This is a genomic window from Citrobacter sp. MGH103, assembly GCF_001034475.2.
In the GTDB taxonomy this organism is placed as follows: domain Bacteria; phylum Pseudomonadota; class Gammaproteobacteria; order Enterobacterales; family Enterobacteriaceae; genus Citrobacter; species Citrobacter freundii.
On the sequence record NZ_CP073044.1, the window covers coordinates 303,288 to 327,514 of the forward strand.

General features: G+C 48.6%; 17 protein-coding genes. 6 read left to right on the top strand and 11 right to left on the bottom strand.

The genetic code is table 11. The features are described from left to right. The first annotated feature begins 448 nt into the window (after nt 1–448). From SK33_RS25315 to SK33_RS25335, 5 genes are all read left to right on the top strand, one after another. On the top strand, nt 449–640 hold the full coding sequence (locus tag SK33_RS25315) for a type II toxin-antitoxin system RelB/DinJ family antitoxin (RefSeq protein ID WP_004883046.1): 192 nt from the start codon (nt 449–451) through the stop codon (nt 638–640). Between the two features lie 61 nt (nt 641–701). Beyond that, a complete protein-coding gene (locus tag SK33_RS25320; RefSeq protein ID WP_004883043.1) occupies nt 702–2,111 on the top strand; it encodes a Shedu immune nuclease family protein in 1,410 nt (469 codons plus the stop codon). A gap of 105 nt (nt 2,112–2,216) precedes the next feature. Next, entirely contained in the window at nt 2,217–4,355 is a 2,139-nt protein-coding gene (locus tag SK33_RS25325) for an AAA family ATPase (protein WP_004883041.1), read from the top strand. Nucleotides 4,356–4,357: 2 nt separating this feature from the next. Beyond that, nucleotides 4,358–6,157 (top strand): UvrD-helicase domain-containing protein, encoded by a 1,800-nt coding sequence (locus tag SK33_RS25330; RefSeq protein WP_004883039.1) that lies wholly within the window; start codon nt 4,358–4,360, stop codon nt 6,155–6,157. A 288-nt stretch (nt 6,158–6,445) separates the two neighbouring features. Beyond that, on the top strand, nt 6,446–7,693 hold the full coding sequence (locus SK33_RS25335; RefSeq protein ID WP_004883036.1) for a hypothetical protein: 1,248 nt from the start codon (nt 6,446–6,448) through the stop codon (nt 7,691–7,693). Nucleotides 7,694–7,932: 239 nt separating this feature from the next. Here the strand turns inward: SK33_RS25335 and SK33_RS25340 are convergent, their stop codons facing one another. The 7 genes from SK33_RS25340 to SK33_RS25370 form a co-directional block, all read right to left on the bottom strand. After that, the gene (locus SK33_RS25340) at nt 7,933–9,000 is read right to left on the bottom strand and encodes a PDDEXK nuclease domain-containing protein (protein ID WP_004883035.1); all 1,068 of its coding nucleotides are present in this window, start codon (nt 8,998–9,000) and stop codon (nt 7,933–7,935) included. Further along, nucleotides 8,997–10,196 (bottom strand): tyrosine-type recombinase/integrase, encoded by a 1,200-nt coding sequence (locus SK33_RS25345; RefSeq protein ID WP_022652142.1) that lies wholly within the window; start codon nt 10,194–10,196, stop codon nt 8,997–8,999. Before SK33_RS25345 ends, SK33_RS25340 begins: the two co-directional genes overlap by 4 nt. A gap of 502 nt (nt 10,197–10,698) precedes the next feature. Further along, nucleotides 10,699–13,155: an Ig-like domain-containing protein gene (locus SK33_RS25350; protein WP_022652143.1), complete on the bottom strand. Its 2,457-nt coding sequence runs from the start codon at nt 13,153–13,155 to the stop codon at nt 10,699–10,701. Nucleotides 13,156–13,470: 315 nt separating this feature from the next. Beyond that, nucleotides 13,471–15,858 (bottom strand): Ig-like domain-containing protein, encoded by a 2,388-nt coding sequence (locus SK33_RS25355; protein ID WP_022652144.1) that lies wholly within the window; start codon nt 15,856–15,858, stop codon nt 13,471–13,473. 245 nt (nt 15,859–16,103) lie between these two features. Further along, nucleotides 16,104–16,280, bottom strand: a complete 177-nt coding sequence (locus SK33_RS25360; RefSeq protein ID WP_022652145.1) for a hypothetical protein — start codon at nt 16,278–16,280, stop codon at nt 16,104–16,106. Nucleotides 16,281–16,294: 14 nt separating this feature from the next. Next, nucleotides 16,295–17,971, bottom strand: a complete 1,677-nt coding sequence (locus tag SK33_RS25365) for a DUF4942 domain-containing protein (RefSeq protein ID WP_015063091.1) — start codon at nt 17,969–17,971, stop codon at nt 16,295–16,297. Between the two features lie 265 nt (nt 17,972–18,236). After that, the gene (locus tag SK33_RS25370; RefSeq protein ID WP_022652146.1) at nt 18,237–19,391 is read right to left on the bottom strand and encodes a ParB/RepB/Spo0J family partition protein; all 1,155 of its coding nucleotides are present in this window, start codon (nt 19,389–19,391) and stop codon (nt 18,237–18,239) included. Between the two features lie 339 nt (nt 19,392–19,730). Here SK33_RS25370 and SK33_RS25375 point away from each other — a divergent pair, with 339 nt between their 5' ends. Then, nucleotides 19,731–20,576 (top strand): DNA adenine methylase, encoded by an 846-nt coding sequence (locus tag SK33_RS25375; protein ID WP_015063093.1) that lies wholly within the window; start codon nt 19,731–19,733, stop codon nt 20,574–20,576. Nucleotides 20,577–20,590: 14 nt separating this feature from the next. Here the strand turns inward: SK33_RS25375 and SK33_RS25380 are convergent, their stop codons facing one another. The 4 genes from SK33_RS25380 to SK33_RS25395 all read right to left on the bottom strand — a co-directional run bounded on the left by SK33_RS25380 (nt 20,591) and on the right by SK33_RS25395 (nt 23,686). Beyond that, a complete protein-coding gene (locus SK33_RS25380) occupies nt 20,591–21,412 on the bottom strand; it encodes a hypothetical protein (protein ID WP_022652147.1) in 822 nt (273 codons plus the stop codon). Between the two features lie 266 nt (nt 21,413–21,678). Continuing rightward, entirely contained in the window at nt 21,679–22,398 is a 720-nt protein-coding gene (locus SK33_RS25385) for a hypothetical protein (RefSeq protein ID WP_015063095.1), read from the bottom strand. Next, nucleotides 22,395–22,595: a hypothetical protein gene (locus SK33_RS25390; RefSeq protein ID WP_022652148.1), complete on the bottom strand. Its 201-nt coding sequence runs from the start codon at nt 22,593–22,595 to the stop codon at nt 22,395–22,397. The genes SK33_RS25385 and SK33_RS25390 overlap by 4 nt, the downstream gene beginning before the upstream one ends. A gap of 17 nt (nt 22,596–22,612) precedes the next feature. Further along, entirely contained in the window at nt 22,613–23,686 is a 1,074-nt protein-coding gene (locus SK33_RS25395) for a hypothetical protein (protein ID WP_022652149.1), read from the bottom strand. Nucleotides 23,687–24,227: the final 541 nt, after the last annotated feature.

Consider the following 24,227-nt stretch of genomic DNA (forward strand, 5'->3'; position numbering starts at 1 on the left):
GACGGCCAGGCACCGCGGGCTACGGTCGCGGGAAAAAGCGATGAACTTGGGGAAAGACGAACAGCGGCCAATGGGCCAGGGGGTGCGCTGAAACCAACGCCGCGCGGCGAGCGCCCCTGCGTGCCAGCGGCACGCCTAGCTGGATGGCTGTTGGTCGATCAGGTGCAACCTGTTCGGTGCATGCGAGGGGCGCCAAGCAAGGCGCGGCGGGGATGGGCTGTCCAGCCGATCCCCTGGAGGGCAAGCGCCGCGCGCAGGCCAGGAGCGAAGAGACGGCCGGAGGCATCAGGGATCAAAGCCGCATGGCCGCGACTCGGCACGAGGCGCGGGGCAACGCCCGCGAGCCCGACGGCGGCACGCCGGGATGCTCTACTGTTCACAACAAAATGTAAGTGACGCAATAGTACTTATGAGCCACAATGTAGCTACATCTATTGTGAGCGCAACAATGGCAAGTAACGACGTCGTTCGTGCCCGGATTGACGGGCAGATTAAAGAAGCCGCAACTGTTGTTCTGGCTGAAATGGGGTTATCAATTTCGGATGCGATTCGGATGCTGCTGACCCGAATCGCGGCAGATAAGGCACTCCCCTTTGACATCAATCGTGTGTCGTCCGATTCTGATCGGAAGGCACCATAAGGTTGCGCTGAGGCAAGGCCCGCAAATCGTTTCTCTGAACAGTAGGGATCAAGAATAGTTCATGGCATCTATCAGACCTTCAGCATTCAATCAACGTGAGCGTTTGGACGGCGGCCCCTTCCTTGTCATTGAAGCAGCCGAACCGGAAGAGGAAGGCATTAACGTTTTCTTCACTGATATTCCCGCAGCGGAGCGCAAGCCGGATTCGCCAATAGCGAGACTGCTCAATGTGTGTCCAGACAGATTGACCATTTGGCCTCTTAATATTCGAGAAGATCGCGACGATTACCTGCAACCTAAATACGGCACCCTTGAACGCATCGTCGTCGCTCGGCCTGTTATCGAGCCCTACATACTGCCAGAGACTACTGACGATGTCGTTGGGCTTCTTGAGCAGTTGCCGGATGGGTTTGCCAAAGATTTTCGATTCGGTTTGGGGCTTCTGTGGGAATATCGGCAAATTTGCGAAACAGCCGCCAGCTTAGAAAACGTAAGCATACTCATTGTCCACAAAGGAAATGACGCGAAAATTGATTCGCCATTCTTTATTCTCGGAATAAGAAGATTTCATGAATTAAGAAAAGAATTAAATCGCATAGCCTCTCGCCACCAGAGAGACGCGCGCAAGGACAAGCAATTTCATGTCTACCAGACCTTATTACATGCTGCCGATTCAGCACAATTTCCCGCTCTAAAGAAGAGCGTAAGACCTGATGCACTAACGGAAATGACCGATGGTGGGCGGCAGCATGTGACGCTTTCCAAGCGTGATCGGCGCGCCGCTGTTCGCATGGTTCAAGACAATATAGAAGCACTGGCGGAATCTGAGCCGCGCTCGCTGCTGGCATTAAAGAATGATATTGAGCTCATCACACTGAATCAACTGATTGAGCGATACCAGGAAATGCTTGGAAAAGGACTGACGGAAAGCAAGTGGCAAAGCTTCTTTCTGGAAAATCCTTTCATACTTAGTCTTGCATTTGCCGTTCCAGCCATGCTGGTTCAGGGGCAAGCTTATGCAGGTGGCAAGCGACTTAACGGGTCCGGCGGAAAATTTTCAGATTTTCTATACGCATCCGCTTCCACGGGCAATCTTGGCCTCATTGAGATAAAAAAGCCGCAAACCGAACTGCTAGGAAAATCTCCCTATCGTGGAGATGATGTTTTTGGCCCATCGACAGAATTGGGTGGAGCGATTGCTCAAATTCTAGATCAGCGTTTCAAATTGCAGAGTGAACTACCCGTCATAAAAAATAACATGAACCGATACGACCTCCACAGCTATGCGGTTCGCTGCATAGTTGTCGCTGGCATGACGCCACAAGAGCATCAGCAAAGAAAGTCATTCGAGCTCGTTCGAAATGCGTTCGCAGAGATCGTGATCGTGACTTTCGATGAACTACTTGCAAGGCTAACCGAGATTAAAAATGCGCTCCAACCGATTCCTACCTTAGACACGGTGCCGTTCTAAAACCAACTGACAGTTGGCCATTCCGTAGTTGGGATCAATGGCTGCAGTGTTCAACCAATCCATCGGCCGATCGGCATGTGGATTTCAACAACAAGATTGAATCAAATGCATATATCCAAGCTCAGCCTGGTCAACTACCGGAACTTTCCCAACACGAAGCTGCTGTTCCAGAAGGGTATCAACACTGTCATCGGCGAAAATGGATCTGGCAAAACCAATCTCTTTCGCGCAATCAGATTGCTGCTTGATGACAACATGATTCGCTCTGCCTACCGGCTGGAGCATACCGACTTTCATCGCGGCCTAGGGCGCTGGCAGGGACATTGGATCATCATCAGTCTTGAGTTTGAGGAAATCTCTGCGGATGAATCAGTGCAGGCGCTCTTCCGACATGGGACGGGCGTAATTGAGGAAGAGGCGAACGGCAAGGCCACTTACAACCTGATCTTTCGTCCGAAGAAGGAAATCAGGCTGCGACTTTCTCAATTGAACGATGGTGATCAGGCAGGCCTCGACGCTATCCTGAACCCGGTCACCATCGACGACTATGAAACGATTTTCACAGGTCGGAGTGAAGCCGACTTCAACGACGAGGCCTTCTATAAGGATGTGGTCGGCGACTTCGCGAATGTTCGATTCAATGAAGAGGTTGAATTTCGTGTTATCGGCGCGAAGATTCCGAACGTGCTGTCCGTCTCCAAAGAAATTTCGTTCACTTTCGTCCAGGCGCTACGGGACGTCGTCTCCGAATTTCACAACAACCGGACAAATCCGCTCTTTTCGCTTCTGAAGGGCAAGAGCGGCGATATCGACCCCGTGGCGTTCCAGGCTATCACCGACGGGGTAAAGGCATTGAATGACTCCATCGAAGCGTTGCCAGACGTGCAGGTCGTCCGGACGGATATCAGAGACACCATCAAGGATGCGGCGGGTGAGGCGTATTCGCCGTCTTCTCTTTCTATCAAGTCGGATCTGCCAGACGAAGCTGACAAGTTGTTCCAGTCGCTCAAGCTGTTCGTTGGCGAATCGGGGGAGAGCCACGAAGGACCGATCCACGAGCTGAGCCTTGGTGGAGCAAACCTGATATTCCTCACGTTGAAACTGCTTGAATTCAAGTATCAAAAGGCTAAACAGTCGATCGCCAACTTTCTGCTTATCGAAGAGCCGGAAGCTCACATTCACACACATATCCAGAAAACACTGTTCGACAAGCTCAAATACGACGACACACAGATCATTTATTCGACCCATTCGACGCACATCTCTGAGGTCAGCAATGTTCAGAACGTGAACATCCTCGGCAGAGAAGGTGATCGTTGCGAGGCATACCAGCCTGCAATTGGCCTAAACCCAGAAGAGATCGGCAACATTCAACGCTACCTGGATGCTGTCCGTAGCAACTTGTTGTTTGCCAAGAGCGTCCTCTTAGTGGAGGGCGATGCAGAAGAAATTCTCGTTCCGATCCTGATCAAGAACGTGCTAGGCGTCAGCCTTGATGAACTCGGCATCAGTTTAATTAATATCCGCAGCACTGGATTTCAGAACGTCGCGGTTCTTTTCGATGATGCCCGAATCCGGAAGCGGTGCAGCATCGTCACCGACCTTGACAAGTCCATCATTGACACAACGCCGGCGGCGGGAGACTCCGAAGGGCTGCTCCGGCGCAAGGGCAAGTATCAGGCATCCCAGGAAAAAGGGGTCGCCAGGAAAGCGTTATTGGAAGACACCTTCAAAGATAACGGGTGGGTTTCTCCATTCTTTGCCCCCCATACCTTCGAGGTCGACTTCATTGCCGCCGGCAATGCGCGTAAGGTGGTCGGCATCCTTCCTGATGTCTACAAGGATGCACCAACCATCGCGACGGCCAAGGCGGAGCTCGAATCAGCGGACATCGCGTTGTTCGGTCAGCGCGCATTGACCATGGCGGACAACTACGGCAAGGGATGGTTTGCCATCTTGCTGGGAAAGAAGATCGATCCGCAGACCGCCATTCCGAAGTACATCTTGGACGCCATCGCTTTTGCGCATCCGGTGGTCACTAAGGAAGTCTGGTTTAACGTGCTGAGCTACCGCGTGAACTACATCGATGCAGAAGATATCTTCACTGCGTCTGCCGTATTCGACGACTTTAGGGCCAAGCTGCTGGCCTTCCGAAATGGAGACATCGACTTCGTCGGCATCCGAAACGAGATGCTTGCCACGTTCCCAGATGATCGCATCAACGATGTACTCGCGGTGTTCTGATCATGTTCATGTGGAACAAAGATGATCTGAATCCCGAGCAGGAAGCAGCCATTCTGAAGCCAGGGAGCGTCTTTCTCATCGCTTGCCCGGGCAGCGGGAAAACGCGCACGCTCACCTACAAAATCGCCTATGAGTTGTCCAGGCTGAAATCGAACAAGCAGTTTGTCGTTGCCATCACTTATACGCACCGTGCCGCCGACGAAATCCACGAGCGCATTGAGAGCCTTGGGGTGGATACATCCCGATTATGGATAGGAACGATACATTCGTTCTGTCTTGAATGGATATTGAAACCGTACGGCATCTATCACGAAGCGTTGGATCGAGGCTTCCGTGTGATCGATCAGCATGAGCGCGAGAAAATCCTGGAGGCATTGTGCAAGCCTTACCAGAAGCCAAAAATAACATTCTGGGATTGTGAGTTTTATTACACCGAAACTGGATATGTGCTCTCCTGCCCACAAGATTGGAAGCATTCGGGTCTTCACGTCATATTGGGCAAGTATTTTGAGATTCTGCACGAAAGTCGGCAGCTAGACTTTGAGCTCATTCTTTACTATGCGTACCAACTGATCGCACGTCATCCTGCGATCAGCACTCTTCTGGCACAGTTGTTCTCTTTCGTGCTGATCGACGAGTATCAGGACACCAAACGAATTCAGTATTCGATCATCACCGCCATTCTGAAAGCTGGTCAAGGTGCGACCAAGGCCTTTATTGTCGGAGATCCTAACCAGGCGATTTATCAATCGCTTGGCGGATATCCGATTGCCTTCGAGGATTTCAAGGCGATGGCCAATATCGATTTGGACGAACTCGAACTGTCGCGGAACTACCGTTCTTCTGAGCGCATCATTGAGTACTTCGGAAACTACAACGTTCACAACACACGCATCGAAGCCGCATCCGAGGACAAGGCGTACCCAAGCCTTATTTCATTCGACGACACAGTGAGCAAAAATGATCTGGACGCTGAGCTCATCCGGCTCATCCGTTTCAACATTGAGACTATGGGCATCTCACCTCACGAGGTGTGCATTCTCGCGCCACAGTGGACGCATCTTGCAAGCATGACACGTCGTTTGGTCGCCAGCATGCCGGAGTACTCATTCGATGGCCCCGGTATGGTTCCCTTTGCACGGGACACAGAGAATTTCTGGTACAGGCTTTCTAAGATTGCACTTACTCAGGCATCGCCGGGAATGTATGTGCGCAGACTGCGGTGGGCCGGGGAGATTCTGAATGACCTAGAGGCGGCCGGGGCTAGCGTGTCGAAGCTCACGCGGAGGTCCTTGTTGAGGGAGTGCAATGCAATTAAGATCGATGAAACAGATGGTCTTACCTACTTGAGCGCATTTTTCGAGCGTCTGTTTGCAAACTTAGCAATCGACTTTCGCCTTTTCACGCTGCTTCAAGAGCATCACGTTGCCTTCTTCGATAGTTCGCAAGCCCGGGTAAATCGATTGAAGAGTGAAGGTAGCGAATTTATAGGCGATATTGAGACATTCAGGAAGGTATTTCAGCATAGGACTGGAATCACCATCTCGACGATACACGGCGTCAAGGGAGCCGAGTTCGATGCAGTGATCGCTTATGCATTATTAGAAGATATGGTGCCGCATTTCAATGATCCGAACGGTCAAGAAAGCGCGATGAAATTGCTGTATGTCATTGGTTCGCGGGCAAGGAAGAACCTGCACCTTGTTTCGGAACGAGGTCGAGTTCGCCAGTATTCTGGCGAAGAGTATCAAGTAACTCGCAAGCTTGCCTCATGCAGTTTTGGATACGATCAAATTCCATAGAAATCACGAGTAGCGCAACCGCGCTCTCTATGGGATGCCCTACAGCTTTGTTTAGCGTTTGGCTGAATCATCTGCGCGCGGCTCGCTCTGCATGCCCTGCTGTCGCCAGCTCAACATGCAAGCGGAGCGCGCAGGCCCGGATCACAGTGTCGGGCCGTGGAGGGCTGGCGAATGCCAGTCCCGTCAGGGATGAGCGAATAGCGAACGTGGAGCAGCGCGATCCACAAAGTGGAGACGCTCAAGGTTCCGTCGCTTACTATTTGGACTACGGCGAGTTGAGTAAAAAATATGAAAAATATCTTTGAAGAAATCAATGAATTTTCTTCGGAAAAAATCGCGTTATTCAGCTTTGGGAAATTTTGCTACGTCTTTCTTAATAAAGACCCGATCTTTGTCAAGAAATTGCTTCCCCTCATCCAAACCTCTCTGGCAAATGAGAGCTTTCAGGCAGACGTAATGCGTGCTTATACGGAGGGCTGCATGAATGAAAAGGCGGCCATTCTGAAAGAATTTGAAGCCAAACGCGACCATCCAAACGCAGCCAAGTTTTATGGGCCACAGCTTGATCTAGTGGACAAGCGATTGGCTATAAAGACAATCCAGCATTTAATGGACTACTTAAATAATTATCTCAACGAGTATCCGGGATCGCTAGAAATTCTCAACAATTCCTACAAGCATATCCATGACGAAGATGGTGTTTCGTACATAAAAGAAAATTACGCAAATTATCGCATTGGCTGCATTTTTTATTCCAAGCACCAATCAATCATGGGGAGGGCTGAGATGCTGGAGCTAAAATATTCCAAGGTAGTTGAACGTGAGTACGAGAAAATTGGAATTGACATAAGAAAGGAAGATGCTCAGTTCTCTAAATATAGTCTTGTCAGCCTGAACGAGAATATTCAGATATTCAACGACAAGGATAGTCAGACAATACGCGATGAACGCATAGGGCGACACTTCTGGATAAAAGTTCCGAGGAAGCTGCTTACCTCTATCGAGGAACTCATTGAAAAAGGAATGCTGTCCGAAATAGCATTCAGGATTGATTACGTCTCCGATTATGTCCCTGCAATGGAGGAGATGGAGTTTGGCGCTCCGTTGCGATTGAAAATATCTTCCCTTCCTAGATTGTCAAAGTTCTACTCCACCGATAAATATGAGAACAATCTATGGATTCACCATGACGCAGAGAAGCTAAGTTTGACTTTTGAAGAATTGATGGAGGACTTTGAGGTGGCAGGCGACGACGTCGTAACGCAAGTCATCCATCTTGAATACAGTTCAAAAGGCGATGATTTTTTTATAACTCACTTGGATCACGAATTTATCGTATATACGTTGGATAGCTATCAAGAAAGATTGAGCAATGCCAACATCAAGGGGCATAGAAAAATAAAGACATTCAAAATAGATAACTCAATGATCCCGTTTGATATAAATATTAGCGGGGATCTTTTTCTGTTTCAGGTTCTCGATTCGTATTTAAAAAATGATGACTTGATTCGTGAATATTTTGAAAAAATTAACTGACTTTATAGTTTGAGATATTTAATTAAAACAGCGATCGGCATAGAACATGGCGCTGCTGCCCGCGATAATCATGTGATTGGGCGCTCGCGCCCACTAGCCCCAGCGCATCCTTGAGCCGCAGGCCAGTTCCTTATCGGCCTATGGCGATTCCACACTAGCATGGAGCCTCGATAGAGCAAGAGATCCGTTGCCACATGCTCGTGCTGTGGTTTGGGTGTACGGTTGGACAGATGCTGCTGTCAGGACTTCTCGCCAGGCTGCCGCTGCTCGATCTGCAACCGCGCCCGTTCGGTCGCCTGCTGCAACCGCTCCCCCAGCACCGCACGCGGCGGCAGGGTCGTCAGGTATTCGGCTACGTGGATGCCCGACTTGTCCAGCTCCAGCAACTCGATCTGCTCTGACTTCTTGCCGGTACAAAGAATGATGCCCAGCGGCGAGGCTTCCTCCGGTTCGCGTTCGTGCTTGTCGAGCCAACGCAAATAAAGCTCCATCTGCCCCTTGTATGCTGCCTTGAACTCGCCGATCTTCAACTCCACCGCCACCAGCCGCCGCAGCTTGCGGTTATAGAACAGCAGGTCCAGGTGGAAATCCTCGTCGTCGATCTGGATGCGTTTCTGCCGGGCTAGGAAAGAGAAGCCCGCGCCCAACTCCAGCAAAAAAGACTCCATTTCGCGGATGATCGCGGCTTCCAGGTCGCCTTCCTGCCAGGTATCGCGCAGGCCCAGGAAGTCGAGGATGTACGGGTCGCGCATGACCAGCGCCGGCGACATGCGCTGCGCATCGCGCATCGCCGCCAGCTCTTGCGTGATCGTCTCGTCCGGCTTCTTGGACAGCGCCGTGCGCTCGTATAGCATCGAGTCGATGCGCTCGCGTAGCGTCCGCACGCTCCAGCGTTCGGCGCTGGCCATTTGCACGTAGTAGTCCCGCTGGAGCGGGTCTTTTAGCGGCAGCAGCGCCACGAAATGCGACCAGCTCAATTGTCGTGACAGCGTCACGACAATTGGCTCGTCCGAGAAGGTGGCGGCGAACTGCACCATCCGGCGCAGGTTCTTGTCCGCGAAGCTACGTCCGTAGTCGCGGACAAGCTGCGCCGCCAGGGTCGGCAGGATTTCGTCGCCGTACCCGGCCCGCTGCCCGGCAAGCACTTCCGTATGGATGCGCTGGCCAATGCGCCAGAACAGCAATGTCAGCTCGGCATTGACCGCCGAGGCGACGCGCTGGCGCGACGCTTCGATCAGTGCCCGGATGTCGCCCAGCAGCGCGGGCGGCGCTGCTGGCGCTGAGACGGATGCCTTGCGCCGGGTCATGCGGCCACCTCCTTGGCTCCCTGCATCCCGGTGATCGTCTTACGCCGATTCGCCACCAGTTCGGCCGCCTCTCGCACCGGCTTATCCTCGGTGTGGACGTAGCGCATGAACATGACGACGGTCTTGTGCGCCGTTAGCGCCATGCCGACCTTGACCGGGATGCCCGAATTGGCAATGTCGGTCGCCGAACGGTGGCGGATGCCGTGCGTGCCCACGTGCGTAGCGCCAGCCGCCTTGAGCGCACGGCTCCAGCCACCGTAATACTCGCCCGTGGTTAGATGCTTGCCAGCGTGGCTAGGAGAAGGCAGCACATAGCGGCTACCCTCCTGCCGGGGTGCCGTCGAGAGTAGCCGATAGGCTTCCTCGCTCATGGGCTTAGACATGCCGCCTGTCTTGCTGTCAGGCCAGACGACGCGCCGGTTCTGCAAGTCAACCCAGTTCCATTCCAGCGCGATGATTTCCGAGCGGCGGCCGGCGAACTCGAACTGCAGGCGGATTCCCAAAGGGATGACGTAGTTCTCCAGCCCCTCCGACTCGATCTTGTCGAGCTGTCGGAACAGGTTGCCCATTTCTTCGTCGCTGATGAGGTGAGTCGATTTGCCGGCAGGGAACATCGGGACGTGACGGCAAGGGTTGGTACCGTCGGGCCGATAGCCCCATACCTCGGCCATGTTGAACATCTTGCGCAAGACGCTGAATACCTTGTTCGCCTCGGTCTGCTTGTACGAAAGCTTTTCCATCAGTCCGGCGATTTCAGGACGCTTCACGTCCTGAACTTTCTTGCGTCCCAGCAGCGGAATAATGTTGCGATTGATGACAGCCTGATAGCCGGCTTGGGTGCTGAGCTTGTTGCGCTTCTTGGAGTAGTCCTCCATGAACTTCGTGCATAGCTCCTTGATCGTAGGTGCCTGGCGCGCCTCCGCCTTCTCTGCGGCGGGATCTCCGCCTCGGCGGACTTGGGCCAGCCATTCCTGCGCCAGCGACCGCGCCTGTTCGACGGTCAGCTCCCCGTACAGTCCTAGCGAGGGCTTGCGGCGCTCGCCAGCGTTCGTCCGGTACTGGAGCATGAACACCTTGCGACCCGCCGGGGTAATCTTGCACAGGAAGCCGGGGACCAGCGTGTCCCGGAGTTCGACGGCCTCTGCCTGGGGTTGCGCCGCATCGACAGCGGACTTAGTGAGTTTGATCTTAGCCATGATGACTCCTTGGAAAGACCTGGATTCCAAGGGCCGGATAGGAGTCAGGCGGTCGGAAGTCAGGTCAGGTTTCGGAAAGCACCGGCATATGTTGAACTCGCTTAAGTCATTGATAAACCTGCTGTATCGGGCTGTAGCGTAGTCCAGCGAATTTCGGTGCTGGAGTCATGGTGAAATAAAAAAGCCTCCCGTTTAGGCGCCTCTTAAGGATGGGTTTTCGTGGCTAAAGATGAAAAGCAACACGCTTCCCGGTTAGGAGAGTTGCCCAAATCCACTATGCCGGGTGAATGATGTGTTGATCCATGCTGACGGGTAGGTGTATGGGCAGATCCGCAGAGAGCGGCAGGCCAGTTTCATTTGCGGTTTTAGTGATGGGACATCAGGTTATCCACAAAAACGGTGCATAAACCTGTGACCGGAATCTGGATAAGATGGGATAATCATCATCGCGGTGCCATTACCTTGAAAGGGTGACCCGGTACCGGGTCACCCTGCCTCGCTTTTACTTCAGTTCCTCGATATTCAGCATAAATTCTGACGTTCCGCTGACGCCGGAAATCGATGGGAAAATCGGGAAGCTGCGGCTGTCACCCAGACCCAGATCCAGCTGAACGTTTTTGCTCTCCCCTGGTGCTGCGGAAACCCCATTCACCGTAACGCCGAAGGCCGCATCCTTACGTACCGTCAGTATCGCGTCCTGTTTCCCTGTTGCGATAGAACCGTCCTTCTTGCGCAGCTGGCTGGCATACAGTACAGCCAGCGGCGTGTTGTCGGACGTTTTCAGGGCGGTACTGACGGAGATGGTCTTAAGGTTCTCCAGACGTACCAGGTTGTTCGGCAGGTAGTTAAATTCGACGGCGCTTTCTTTAACGTTGTTCATCTCGTCTTTGGCATACACGGTCAACGTGTAGGTTTCACCGTCATTAAGTGACGGGAAGATCTTCGGGTAATTCGGTGTATAGAGATCATTTCCGAGATTTACCCAGGACAACTCAACAGCATCAGATACCGGTCCACCTCGAAGCGTCATGCGAGTTAACGAGGGTTTGGTCAGAGTATCTGCGAGCTGAATTCGGACGTTTTCCAAGCCGAACACTGTCACGTTGCTGGTGATAGGTTTGTTTTCGTAGTTGATACTGATGGACGGCGGCGAGTTATCGACCGTCACGGTTTTGTAGGCTAAGCTTCCCGTGTTGCTGAAAGAATCCTGGGCGTTGAGCTGCACGTTATAGCTGCCCTCCGGGATCTGTTTCAGGTTGAAGTCGTAAGTATAATTCCCGGTTGCTGTGTTACGCCCCGTTTGTTTTCCTGTCACGTTGATATCCGCGTTATTGCGGGATTTGTCAGACAACCACACCCGGCTCAGTTTAACGGCATCGAAATACCATCCGTCTCCTGGCTCGTTGACGAATACCTGAAGAATGTTGGTCGCATCATTGTAGTTGTAGCCAGTAACTGTGGGCCCCTTTGTATGCCAGGCGATGTTTTCCCAGAGCGGCATGAAGAAGGTGGACTCGGTTGTCGAACGCACTTCATAGGCAGTATGTATATAGCCGGTGGTACCGTTTGTAATCGCCTGTGTCAGGTCGACAGTACACGACGTTGACCCGGCAGGGATCTTGCAGGTGGCACTGCCGGTAATTGCTTGTTCGTAGGGGCGTGCTTGCACAGTGAAACGGATCTTGGTTAGGTTCACCGGCATATCTGAAGCCAGAAAATTTTTCCAGTCGACGCTATTGAACCAAGTGCCGTCAGACTTCTGTCGCTCAATCGCAGGACTCCCCCACGCAGGACTTTTTACCGCCGCCGGGTCCCAGTTCAGCCAGGAGGCGTACTGAGTCAGACCGCCACCGGCCCATTGGTACCTGTTCACAGGGCGATAGTAGTTTCCATCCAGAGTACCCTGTGGGAGCTTCACTTCTACGTACACATAGGTCGTGTCTTCTGAAATAACCTTAGAGCCGCCATAATTGTTAAGAATGGTGATGCCGCCGTTACGGTATGGCTGCCAGTTAGTTCGGGGAATACGAATGACCATCCGGTACGGGTTTTCGAGTACAGAGAGCCCCCGCACAAACGGTACGTACCCTGAAGAGATCCCTGGAACCACACTCGTACTGACTCGTGAGTCATGGACCGCAAAGGGCGTATATTCACCTATCTGGTCATCAAATAAAAAGCGCTGCGGAGGAATATTCAGCGTGTTTCCGGCCTTATCAGTGATGATAAAATTGAAGGTGAATTCTTCATTGAGATCGCTGGTGGGCATGCCAGGTTGAGTGACCGCTTCCTTTATCCAGGGGTAAAAGGCACGTTTTGCCGCCGTGTCGTAGCTGAGTGTATTATCGGAAACGACTGTTCCATTGCTGCGCTTGATGACCAACCGGATCTTGTCTATGCCATACGCATCATCAACGCCGTCAGCAAAGATGGAAAACTGGCCAGAACCTCCGCGACCGAGCTCCCAAAGTGGTCCACTCAGGACCATGTCATAGCCTGCGTTCTGGCTTGGGTATATGCTGGTGTACTTCGGCGCTGTAGTATCGATGGTGAAACGATACGTTGTGGAACTTACGACGGCTTGCTGGAGATCTAGCGTGTCATTGATTACCGTGAAAGACCCTTCACCAAGTGCAGGTAACCCCATGTCCTTTCCGTAATACTCTGTGCCGTCGGCAGCAACAATGCGGTCTGCAACACTTATCTTGGCCGTTAGTCCCGAATACATAACCTTTTTATCACTGTCCCTGGTTACAGTCACACGTTCGTACCGGTCTAGACCGGAAATTAAGTTTAGGGTCAGGGCGCCAGCCGGATTGAGATAGCTCTGCGTTGCAGGCTTAAGCGTCATTGCCAGCTGATTGGTGTCGGTATAGGAATAACTGAAAATCTGAGCCGCCGCCGGATAAGTTGAAGAGATGGCCGTGGCAATGATACAGCCTGTCAGTATTTTACGCATGTGATGCTCCCGGGATGTATTTGTCCCTATTTTACAAAATCATTTCTTCTGACCTTGCTGGTTATCAGAGGTATTTCATAGCTTTAAACTTTTGAAAATGTCCGTTATAACAACTTTGGCGAGGTAAAAATTGGCAACGGATTGACTATTGAGATGGATCTTCACCAGGACGAGAAAAAGTGACTTTTCGTACACGAACAAGTAAGCAAGAATTCATGTTTTGATGTAAATGCCACAGTGCGGGAACTGAAAGATATGGGTGGAGGTTTGGCTATATTTCAGCAAGGTGCCGACTTAACGACACCCCAAAATTATTCAGAACTGCGGGAATTCCACGGCAAACTCAGATGTACCAGAAACGCCACTCTTTCCTGGTGTGACAGAATAAATACGTTCTTCACCCTGCCCCATATCAAAAATGATTGCCTTTGTCTCTCCTGGCGCAACGGTTACGCCAGCTACACTTACCGGGAAGTCAGCATCTTTCCGCACGGACAGCGTACCGTTTAACTGCCCAGTAATGACAGAACCATCCTTTCGGCGAAGTACGCTTGTCCGGATAAAAGCCAGTGGCTGGTTATCCGTGGTCTTTAGTGCAGCCGCAGTAGCAAGGGTACGTAGCCTGTCCAGAGTGATCATGTTTGCTGGTTGATAGAGGAAATTGAGCTTTTTCGAGGACCGGTTTCCAGAGGCATCGACTGCGTGAGCTTCAATTGTATAAATGCCATCCTCTTTTGCTATTACGGGAAAGATACGCGGGTACTCTGGCGTATAAACTCCTGAGCCCTGACTGGAATAAGCTAATGTCACCTGTTCACTGTTTGGTCCACCGCTCAACACCAGTGATTCAAGCGAGGCGTCACCTGAAGGGTCAGCTACACTAATTCTGAGGTTTTCTAGTCCCTTAACCAGTTTGCCTTCAGGATCATCATTCAGATACCGGTAGGAAATTAGAGGGGCAGTGGAGTCAATGGTAAGCAAATCATTTATCACGTAGTTTGCCGTGTTGCCCACAAGATCTCTTGCATAGGCGGACAGAACGGTATATTTGCCGTCCGGCAGATCAGCATAGGAAATGACCGCGTTTTTTGTTTTAAAATCACTCTCTGTCCATGTCCTGGCGGGTAGGTCAATCACATTCCCCGTTTCGGTTTTAAGCACCACGCCAAATTCTCGGGTATCCCATGCTCCTATTTGCCATCCATTTATCCGGTCATCATCAGTAACCGTCATGGTTACATTTTTATCCATACGGTTAATTTTTACGGCGTTAATAACCGGTGGGTTGTTATCCCAAATCACTACGAATGCCCCAGCCAGATTATCATAAATAGCAGTACCGTCTTTACCTGAGACCAGATGGATGTATTGCATCCCCTTATCGGAAGTAAAGGTATAATCCACGTTCATGGTACAACCAGTGCTTCCTACCGGGATAAGGCAGTACCAGTTACGGTTCGAATTAGCTGCAACCCGTTGTACATAGTTACGAGGTTCGGTAGTCACGCGTATTTGGGTAAATTTGGCAGTTCTTACATTCCCAGTAGCACTGCTCCATTTACCGGTATCACTACGAAAAATTTCTTTGCTTGTGACCTTTGGTGCAAGTTCCATGGTTGGGGAAGGAGTGAAAGATAACTCAGAGTGATGGTACCGACGAACGCCTCCCGCAAGTGTCTGGAATTCGTGATAAATATCACCGGTACTGGGGAAAACAAAATTGAACGAATAAATATTATATGTGCTGTCAGAACTTTGATAATTGGCATCTGCCCACCCAAAGCTTGTTTTATTAGCAGCAGTAAAGTTACTTTTATTCCTGAGTACCCGCAATGATATTGGATTACTGTAAACAGTTATCCCAGCTGAGTAGTTTTCCCAGGTATTTGTCCTGGTATTAAGCACCTGTAGAACAGAAGGAGGGTTGACCCGATCAATCACACTTTGTCTGCTTACTGATGCTTTATTTCCTGCCTTGTCATAAACATAAAGGCCCATACGGTATTCAGACTGAGAAGCTGGCGCCAGGGCTGGATCGCTCGCAGTAGTATTTTGGACGGTTACTGAATTATCGACCAGGTTAATTACAGCCCCTCTCTTTCGTTCAACGCCGTTCGAATCGACAAGAAAGTACTCAGCCCGGTCGAGACCAGAGCGACTGTCTGAAAGGCCTGAAAAGACGAGAGCCTGAACAGAGGCATACTGCATACCTGAAGGAACGCTGGTAAAGATGGCTTCGCTACCATATTGCCATCCATTTCGCGTATATCCAATTGTGCTAGTTTTAGGGGGAGTGCGGTCGATAGATATAACGTAGTCCCGGCGAGAAATTTCATTATTTTGGAGATCTGTGATCACTTCCCTCAGGGTGTAATTATCTTCACCAAACGCAGGGACACTTAACCTTTTTCCATAATAGTCATACCCGCTACTGGAGGTCATACGGTCATCAACCGTAACTTTGCTACTTTTCGTGCTCCACAAGCTTGCACCGTTGACATTAAGTAACGACAACTGGACGTACCGGTCTAAGCCGGAGATTACATCAGCCTCGAATGAGGTTGCTGGATTAATCCACTGCACAGATGGAACAACAATCTTTGGTTGATTCTGAGTGTCATTGAATCTTAACTCTGCAATCTCAGCTTGTGCCGTAAACGAAAAAGCTATGAGTGGTGCTAAAAGTATCGCCCTGCATTTCATGATTATCCTCCCCCAGTCAGGTATCAATAATACCAAGTGAGCAAGGCTAACTTTTCTGGGAAGGGGATATAAAAAACAAGAAAAAAAGAGTGAAATGTTCGCCAATAAAAGCAGGAATGCGAAGTGCTTAACATGCACTATTAATCACAGTTTATCTCATCCTGAGTAATAACCACTGCTCGGGCTCCCCGCTATCTTGTAGGGAGCCCATAAAGGGAGCAATCTGTACCAACTCCTTTAACAGGTTAGTTTTCAAACCAGGGCGAATCGGCAGCGTTGGCGGAGTCTTCACTTTGCGGTGACTCTCCCAGAAATTGCACTTCATGTACCGGTTTACTTTTCCCCAGGCTCTGCTGGAAATCATCCATCATAAATTCAACATCATTTTGGTCCTCTGGCAGGCCAGGTGAGATTTCAGACATGGTCTTTCCTTCAGTTAAAGGCATTCTACATACAGAACACGGACGGAGACGGCAGTGTTGTCAAACTCGTTATCGAAGGTGTCCATCCATTCAGCACGGTATCCCTCGCCCAGCAGGTTATCGATCCCCTGAAGGGATAGCGGCAGGACGGCCGCTAAACGCCCGCCGGAAACGAGATGAGACGCAGCGGCCAGTAGATGGAGTTTAGCCCGGTTGTCAGCAAAAGGTGGGTTCATCACCACGCAGTCGAATTTCTGATTTGGGTTCGCTGCTGACCATGCCAGAAAATCGGCCTCCGTTGTATCGTAACCTTTAGCTCGGGAGACCAGACAATTTAGTGTATCCAGTTCGATGCCGGTAACGTTGACGCTCTTAGGAAAACATTGCAGCAAATCCCCGTGCCCGATGCTTGGCTCTAGCAGTCGCTCCCCCTCCCCGGTCGCAATAATGGATGCGACGTATTCACTGAGTCGCAGCGATGAAGGGTAAAACTGGTGGGATACAATATCGGGCATGGCACCCATATGACCGATGAAGCGCATCACTTCGGTCGGGTCATAATCAAATGTCACATGGTAGCTAGTAATCCGGGCACCGAGGAACCGCAGAACCTCCGCGTTCACCTGCCGCGTTTTATCAGCGAACTCACCGGCATAACCGAGCGATGTCCAGCTGGACCATTCCTTTTCATTCCGAGTGAATTCCAGCTCTGCGAGCTGCATCCGTGAATGAAAATCGATGCAGCGTTTCAGTGCCGGGAACTCCTGCAACGTGGCTTTGTAATGGGCTAAGCGTTCAGTAGGCAGCGCCAGAGGGACAATGGCAGCAAGAATGTTGTTAAGCCGTTCTGCAATATCAGGATGTACATCAATGTGCATCGAACCATTCTTGTAAACCCGAAAACGAATACTGTTGCCATCCAGGCTGATCCAATTTCTGAACCCAGCATGACCAACCATATTCTCAACCATTTTTTTCGTGTCATAGACCGGTTTAACTGTTTCTCCCCGGAAATAAGAACAGATCACCCGCAGTTCCGACAGTGGCATGAGTCCTGATTCTTTGAATTCAACTTTAAGTTTTACCCACTTGTCTTTCACCCCTTCACAGACACCGACGGTGATCATGCGGGTTGAGAAACCAAAAGCTTTATTGGTTTTGTGGTGACGGCTTAATGATTGAAAAACGGCATAGACGCGCTCTTTAATGAACTGATGCCGGTCATTGAGCAATGTGACAACCGTGGCAACTACTGCGTCGAGTGTAAACTCAGGGATCTCTTGCGGAGGCCGGTGATACCGGTCAGCAGTAAATTGCTTGTCCCATTCGTTCTTTTTTTCGTCAGACATCACGGACAGCACATCGGTAAGGGCCATTACCCGCTTCCAGTACTCAGAACGAAGTGCATTTTCTGCGTACAGGGCATCTGTTTCTGAAATGAGATGGTTATAGCCCGAGAGGTAGGAATAGAGCTTCTGATTTCCGTATTTCATAAACTGAGTGGACATGGACCTCAGTAAACTAAGCTCTTCGTTATAGGATTCGACCTGGCTGGCAATGATGCCAAGCTCTTCCCGCATTTCGGGCAGAAAGTTATCCTCGTTAACACTGAGGCCAGTTAGGGGCATACAAGCGACCAGAGAGTTCCCTGGGGCGCCAATTTGGGGGAAATTAGATTCAACAGCAGACATAGTATCAGTCCTTTATGTAGGAATTATCTATTACCAGGATATCAACCTCGTTCAAAAAGCTAATAGGTTGGGCGACATAAAAATCTCGAAAGTTGCGCTGCGGGAGGTAGGACAGACAGATGTCGTTTTAATGAAGAGAAAGCGTGCCGGAGACAGGACAAAAAAAAGCCCCTACTTAGTAGGGGCAATGGGCGAGAGCCTGGGTGGCTCGTTCTTGAATATCGTACTTCTAATTATGTGCTACTCATAAGTTGAAATGCTTAATTCAAGCCTGTGCTGGTGGTGCTTCAGATTGTGGTTCTCCGCCAGTATTTGTGTTTTTCGCGGATTTGTAAGTCACTTTCTCCCCTTTCAATCGAGCTTGCCGATTTTCGACCCGGCGAAGCTGCTTGTTTTCTGCTTCAGTGATCTCACTTTGCAGGTTCTTGAGCATCTCCAGCATGCTTCGGTTCAACGTAAAGGAAATTTCTTCATCTTCGCTGGAGTCGGTCACTTCGGGAAGTTGGATATCACCGAGTTTCTGCAACAAACTCGTAGTGATGAGTTTGACCCCTTCTACGGCTTTTGTGGCGAGAACAGGTGGAACACGTGCCGGTTTAAAATCGGAAGGGACAACACGAATACTGCCACGTGGCGTCTTCTTAATCTTGATACCGCTTGAATCAGCTTTCTCAAGCTCGGCGATCATTTTTTCGATACGAGAGATGGCTTCCGTTTCACCGAACTCATCAATAAGGGATAGGACTGCAACATAGGAAATAGCATCGGCATGGATTAATTTTTTGATGTAGACAGAGCATCCGGTCAGACGAATGAGAGCAGCAATGGTTGTACTACTCTTGCCCTCACGTTCGGCAATACGATCAAGCGACCATCCGCCCAGCGCCTGAAGACGTCTGTAGGATTCACCCAGTGCCACTGGAGAAAGAGCCAGACCACGGTTCCCGTCAATTGTCGTCAGTTCGCAGCTGATCTCATCGGCTTTCATCTCGATGCAAAGAATGGTGAGGTCAGTATGTCCTTCTGCCTGAGCCATTAAAGCCGCTTTTAAACGGCAATGGCCCTGGCAAACGTACGGAATACCGTCTTTGATCAGAACGCGTATAGGGTCAACGTAATCACCCCGGATGAATGCACACTTGATGTTATTGAGATGATCTACGACTTCCGGCAGCTGGTAATATGCCTCCCCCATCCCCATCTCACGGGAGTTGAAGCCTGGCGAGATTTGAACCACTGAAGGGTTGATAGCCCAAGCTTTTTGTTCAGTGACTTCATTACAAAGGTCAGGGTTCGCGTCGCGGAACTGCTTCATGCCACTGACGAATCGGCCGGAACCTGTCACTGTTGAAAATGACACGAGGGGTGATTTAAAGACCCGTGAGTTAGTTTGCTGGGAATCAGTCATCAGATCACTCATAGATACTCCGTTGTATTCTTTTTTGCCATACCTTTCATCTGTGCGTGAATACTACCGGAAAAAAAAATCTCACTTTTTCGTTAAAAAGGTACTTTTGGGGTTTATTCCGAATTTCGCGAAGCAAAACGTTCTGATGCTCAGACCTAAAAGATTAAATAAACAATTAAAAACAAATGTTTATGCGAGCTAAGAAGGTAGTTAACTTTTTTGCCAAAAAGTGAAAAAAAATAAAAAAATGTGTCGGAATGAAAATTTCTTTCACAACACCCGCGATTTTCCCTGCTTAAACCTTGTTGGTTGTAATCCGGCTTTCGGTACCATAAGGGTGACATACCGATAATGCTTAAAGGAGAATACGCGTTGCGAAAACATACACCAATCATCAAATGGGCGGGGGGTAAAACCAAACTGATGCCATTCATCAGTCAGCATTTCCCACATGATCAGAGCCGTCGGTGGGTCGAACCATTTATCGGCGGGGGCGCTGTGTTCCTTAACATGTTTGCCACCGATGCACTCTTGGCAGACAGTAATCCGGATCTAATCAATCTGTACCGCAACATCCAGCGGAATAAATCGGCATTCATCAGAGAAGTGAATCTTCTGGCGGAAAGGGAATTTGATAAAGAGGATTACTTAAAGCTGAGGAACACGTTTAACAGCACCAGTTTGGATGATGCCCCGCTGCAACGAGCAGTCCTTTTCTACGCAATGAACCGACTCGGATATAACGGCCTGTGTCGTTACAATCTGAAACGTAAGTACTCAGTTCCGTGGGGGAATCGATCCAAGTTAACTCTGGACCCCCAGAAAGTCGATTATCTCTCATTCAGACTTTCTGGCGTTGAGCTGACAACCGCAGATTTTGGTCTGACGTTGGAGAGTGCTGGTGGTTGTGACCAAATTTATTGCGATCCGCCTTATGATAAAATCAGCAAAACCAGCTTTGTCAGTTATGACGGCATACCGTTCAATAAGAGCGCACATGTTAAACTGGCGGATATGCTGGTGGCAGCTCATCGTAAAGGGGCTTCAGTGGCCATATCCAACAGCTTGACTCCCTTTACGCTGGAGCTCTATGAAGAACGCGGTTTTGAAATTCATACTCTCAATGCTTACCGTTCTGTCGGCAGTCAATCAAAATCGCGAAAAAAGGAAAAAGAGATCCTGGCTGTCCTTCGTTAAGTGACAGTCAGTGGTTAGTCGATCGAGCTTATCCATTCCTCAAAGCTCAAAACTTCGGAATGGTCCCGACTGGCATAAGGAATAAACTGAAGCTCTTCGATGGACCGCTCCCCTCTCTTACCTTCACAAATAAACGATATAAGCCCCAGATCTGCAAGTTGGGTAAGAACATGCATGATTCGTACGTTCACCGTCTGCAACTGAAGAGCGTTAGCAATATCGGTAATTTTATGGGAATGGCGCCGAGACTTTCGCAAATATTCAAAAATGACAAGTTGGGTATTACGTCTCTTCAATAACTTCTCGGTCATAAATTCCTGAATTAACCCCCCAAGTAACACCAAGATCGGCCGCAGCACACCAGGGAACATCAAAGTATAAGACTGTGATGTTTTGATCAGTGTAAAGGACGTCAGAAAGCTAAAGTTCAGGCGCTTCTTTGAATACGGGATATATACGGCCAATGTAGTCGACAAGTGAGTAAGTAATTCTTCCAGATGATCCAATGTGATCATTGCTGTTTTATCGGTATTACGCAGACCGTGATAATCAATAAATGCCACTCTGGCACGACTCAGCCATTCATGTATGTTAATGGATACAGTGAACGGAGCATTTTCATCGACAACGTTGGCGGCATGATCAGCGAGCTGGTTGTGGATTAGCATAGACAGCTGGTAAAACGGAAACCGGCAGGATGGATGACACTGTAGTCCCGTTAGGGTAAGTTTTGTAGTACTCGAGCCATTTAGCGGAAAAGTAACTTTCCGGGATATAATTTTTGCTGACGCTCTTGCTGACTTGCAGATGAACCCAAGTCCAAGATCATTTTGCATACATCACTCCGTTTTAACAAAATCGCCTTAACCTGAATGTTAAGGAGAATAAAATTAAATATATAATTAATAAGATTATCATTTTTAATTTAAAAGATTAGTTAATAACGGGTGTTGAATTTAAAGAAATAGGCATATTTTTCGGAGTTTAAAACCGGGTAAAAACCCGATGCGTGAGCAACAAATTTGACGTGAGTGAGTCGGCACGACAGTGCAGAAAGCCTGTGGCTAATGAATAAACACCCTGTATTTGGGAGTTCTGTTCACTACGCACTAGGCTTTGTGGTTAATTTAAACACCGTCAGTAATGCGTAGGGCACAGAGTCAAAATAGTGGATCTTTCTCACCCTTCCGGAAAGATGATAGCTATGCCCCAATAAAACATGATCCTGCACATTACCTGTTAATGCGAATCCATCATTCTGCTTTTTGCCTGTAAAAGTAAAAAAGTAGCTGTGGGAGCCTTTTGAAAAAGCAGCTCGCACTTCTGTAAAAATGATATCAATACTCACTACATCACCAATGCTGAAAGAATGCTCAACAGGTACATCAGCGTTTTCTGGCAAATCTTTAGAAACGGGTTGGTAAGTTGAGTAGAAAGATTCTAACTGACGAACTGTTAAAAAGAGATTGTTGTTTAACTGCTGTGAAATGCTTACTGCAAACTTAGAATTATCGGCTTGTAACAATGCCAGGTGCCCGCTGTGCCTACGTTTCCAAGCGTCTAGATCGGGATTGCAGCGAAATTCCGGGATAGTTTCAAGAAATTCGATGCCCTCTTTCAGTACCAGTTTTTCCTCTGTGGCCGGTGACGTTTTGCTTCCATTACATGTCACGCAGACGGCGTTTGCGATTTCTCCTGTCCCTCCGCAGGCAAAGCATTCACGTGTGATCATGGCATAATAGTGCCCATCGTTACCGTGGAAAGGCTTTACGACCGCTGGCAATAAATAACCATCGTGAGTAAAAAAAATTGAATGTTTCATTTTTTAAGGTTCTCCAGACGTCCCTCCACGATAAGTAAAGCGTCAGTCACTTTCTGTACATACTGATCATGTCCTTCTTCAAAATGATCAAAGCGCTTACCAGCGTTGATCTCAACAATGTTACGGTCGAGCGAGGCTTTCGCAATAAGTAAATCGTTAAAAGTATTAATGACGGTAAAATGTACAATCTTGTCCATAAATTATCCTCAGCTATCTACTCATTTGTCAAAAGGTCACGAATTTCGTTCAGTTCTGTAACCTTAGATTTTGGAATGATGATTGCAGTATTTTCATCATTTAGAAGACTTAATACAAGTTGAAGTTTTGCTTCATCTAAAGTGATCTTTACACTTTCATTTGTTTTTGTGATTAAAGTGTTACTGACGTTCATAAATAAATTAGAATGCTGTCCGTCTAAAATTAATTCTGTCAGTTTATTATTGTCTGACATTGTTGACCCTACATTATCAATCAAACCAATAAATTCATTTTTTAACCGTTCAGTTTTTTTATGTGAAAGACGTTTAATACCTAACGAACTGCGAGTGATAGACTTTGTTTTAATGTCTTTAGGGTTAATATGTACAGGAGGTTTTTCCTGTTCTTCGAGTGGCTCACTGTTTGTTGCTGTTTCAACGGTTGTTGGTTTCGATAAATCAAGTACGCCAGAAGATGGCACTAAAAAAGAACAGGACTCCAAGTGTGCAAGGACTTTTGCATGATCATTGGAATACTTCAACATGATTTCAATCGCGAGTGTTTTTTTAATAAGGTTTAGGCTGATTAAACGTTGCAGTTCTAAAGGCATATCAAGGATTTTAAGCTGATTGCGAATCGCTGTGCCAGACCGCTGATAGCGCATAGCAAGGGATTCAACGGTAGAGCCAAGCTTCAGGGTCTCTGCGAGTGCGTAAGCTAGTGCAACGGGATTGAGACTGTTATTCCTGTTCCCATCAAGGTTCTCTAGGTATTCTTCGATTTTATCCTTGTAGTGCATAAGTACGACTGAAAAGAGCTGGATGTCAGCTCCTTCCGCGAGAGCAAGCAATAATGCTCTGTAACGACAATGCCCTTGCCGGACAACGTACTTGGAGTCCTTCTTTACTACCTTAATTAAATCAACACGTCGCCCCTCTTTATAGGCTTGCTTGAGAGAAATAATTGCCGATTTTACTGGCTCCTGTTCGTAACAAAGATCACCGATTACCGCTTCCCGTGGATTAAATCCAGGCTCGATAATAAGATCTTTTGGGCTGATTTCAATAATCTGATAGTCGCAATGATTCATATAAGCACCTTTTTTTATTACATGATACATTAATGCTCTCAGATTCAAACAACTCTGAAGGCATAAAAAACAAAATTTCTTTTAGTGGTTAGGTATCTTACTAATTCAAAAATAGGCTGTTTTAAAAATTAAATTAAAAAGAAAATCTGAATAGTTTGAATTTATCTTTCTTAATAACTTCATGCTAACTGATATTTTTCCCGGCTGCATTCTATACAGGGTTTGTATCCAATCCTAAATTTGTAGGGCCAGAGCTCTTTCTCAGAGGGAATTTATCCCCGTTTTCCACAAGATAGATCAATTCTTTAGATCAATAGAGATCAATAGAGAACAATAAAGATCACGACCATTGTAACGTGATGATTTTTAAAAGAAATAGCAATGATCCGGCATTCAGGTGCATGCGAAAAGCATTTGATCGAATAAGAAAAGCATTTACTTGAATTGAAAAGGCATTTAGTTTAATGCGTGAAAAGCATTTGGACGAATAATCTATTCACAGCTAAATGTAGAAAGGGAAAAACATGGTGGGTAAGTTTAA

Excerpts from the sequence above, each read along its gene's own strand:
- SK33_RS25325 (WP_004883041.1), top strand. The coding sequence starts at position 2,217 with ATGCATATATCCAAGCTCAGCCTGGTCAACTACCGGAACTTTCCCAAC.
- SK33_RS25385 (WP_015063095.1), bottom strand. The coding sequence starts at position 22,398 with ATGAAACATTCAATTTTTTTTACTCACGATGGTTATTTATTGCCAGCG.
- SK33_RS25375 (WP_015063093.1), top strand. The coding sequence starts at position 19,731 with ATGCTTAAAGGAGAATACGCGTTGCGAAAACATACACCAATCATCAAA.
- SK33_RS25315 (WP_004883046.1), top strand. The coding sequence starts at position 449 with ATGGCAAGTAACGACGTCGTTCGTGCCCGGATTGACGGGCAGATTAAA.
- SK33_RS25380 (WP_022652147.1), bottom strand. The coding sequence starts at position 21,412 with ATGCAAAATGATCTTGGACTTGGGTTCATCTGCAAGTCAGCAAGAGCG.
- SK33_RS25345 (WP_022652142.1), bottom strand. The coding sequence starts at position 10,196 with ATGGCTAAGATCAAACTCACTAAGTCCGCTGTCGATGCGGCGCAACCC.
- SK33_RS25335 (WP_004883036.1), top strand. The coding sequence starts at position 6,446 with ATGAAAAATATCTTTGAAGAAATCAATGAATTTTCTTCGGAAAAAATC.
- SK33_RS25390 (WP_022652148.1), bottom strand. The coding sequence starts at position 22,595 with ATGGACAAGATTGTACATTTTACCGTCATTAATACTTTTAACGATTTA.
- SK33_RS25365 (WP_015063091.1), bottom strand. The coding sequence starts at position 17,971 with ATGTCTGCTGTTGAATCTAATTTCCCCCAAATTGGCGCCCCAGGGAAC.
- SK33_RS25330 (WP_004883039.1), top strand. The coding sequence starts at position 4,358 with ATGTTCATGTGGAACAAAGATGATCTGAATCCCGAGCAGGAAGCAGCC.
- SK33_RS25355 (WP_022652144.1), bottom strand. The coding sequence starts at position 15,858 with ATGAAATGCAGGGCGATACTTTTAGCACCACTCATAGCTTTTTCGTTT.
- SK33_RS25350 (WP_022652143.1), bottom strand. The coding sequence starts at position 13,155 with ATGCGTAAAATACTGACAGGCTGTATCATTGCCACGGCCATCTCTTCA.
- SK33_RS25340 (WP_004883035.1), bottom strand. The coding sequence starts at position 9,000 with ATGACCCGGCGCAAGGCATCCGTCTCAGCGCCAGCAGCGCCGCCCGCG.
- SK33_RS25395 (WP_022652149.1), bottom strand. The coding sequence starts at position 23,686 with ATGAATCATTGCGACTATCAGATTATTGAAATCAGCCCAAAAGATCTT.
- SK33_RS25320 (WP_004883043.1), top strand. The coding sequence starts at position 702 with ATGGCATCTATCAGACCTTCAGCATTCAATCAACGTGAGCGTTTGGAC.
- SK33_RS25370 (WP_022652146.1), bottom strand. The coding sequence starts at position 19,391 with ATGAGTGATCTGATGACTGATTCCCAGCAAACTAACTCACGGGTCTTT.
- SK33_RS25360 (WP_022652145.1), bottom strand. The coding sequence starts at position 16,280 with ATGTCTGAAATCTCACCTGGCCTGCCAGAGGACCAAAATGATGTTGAA.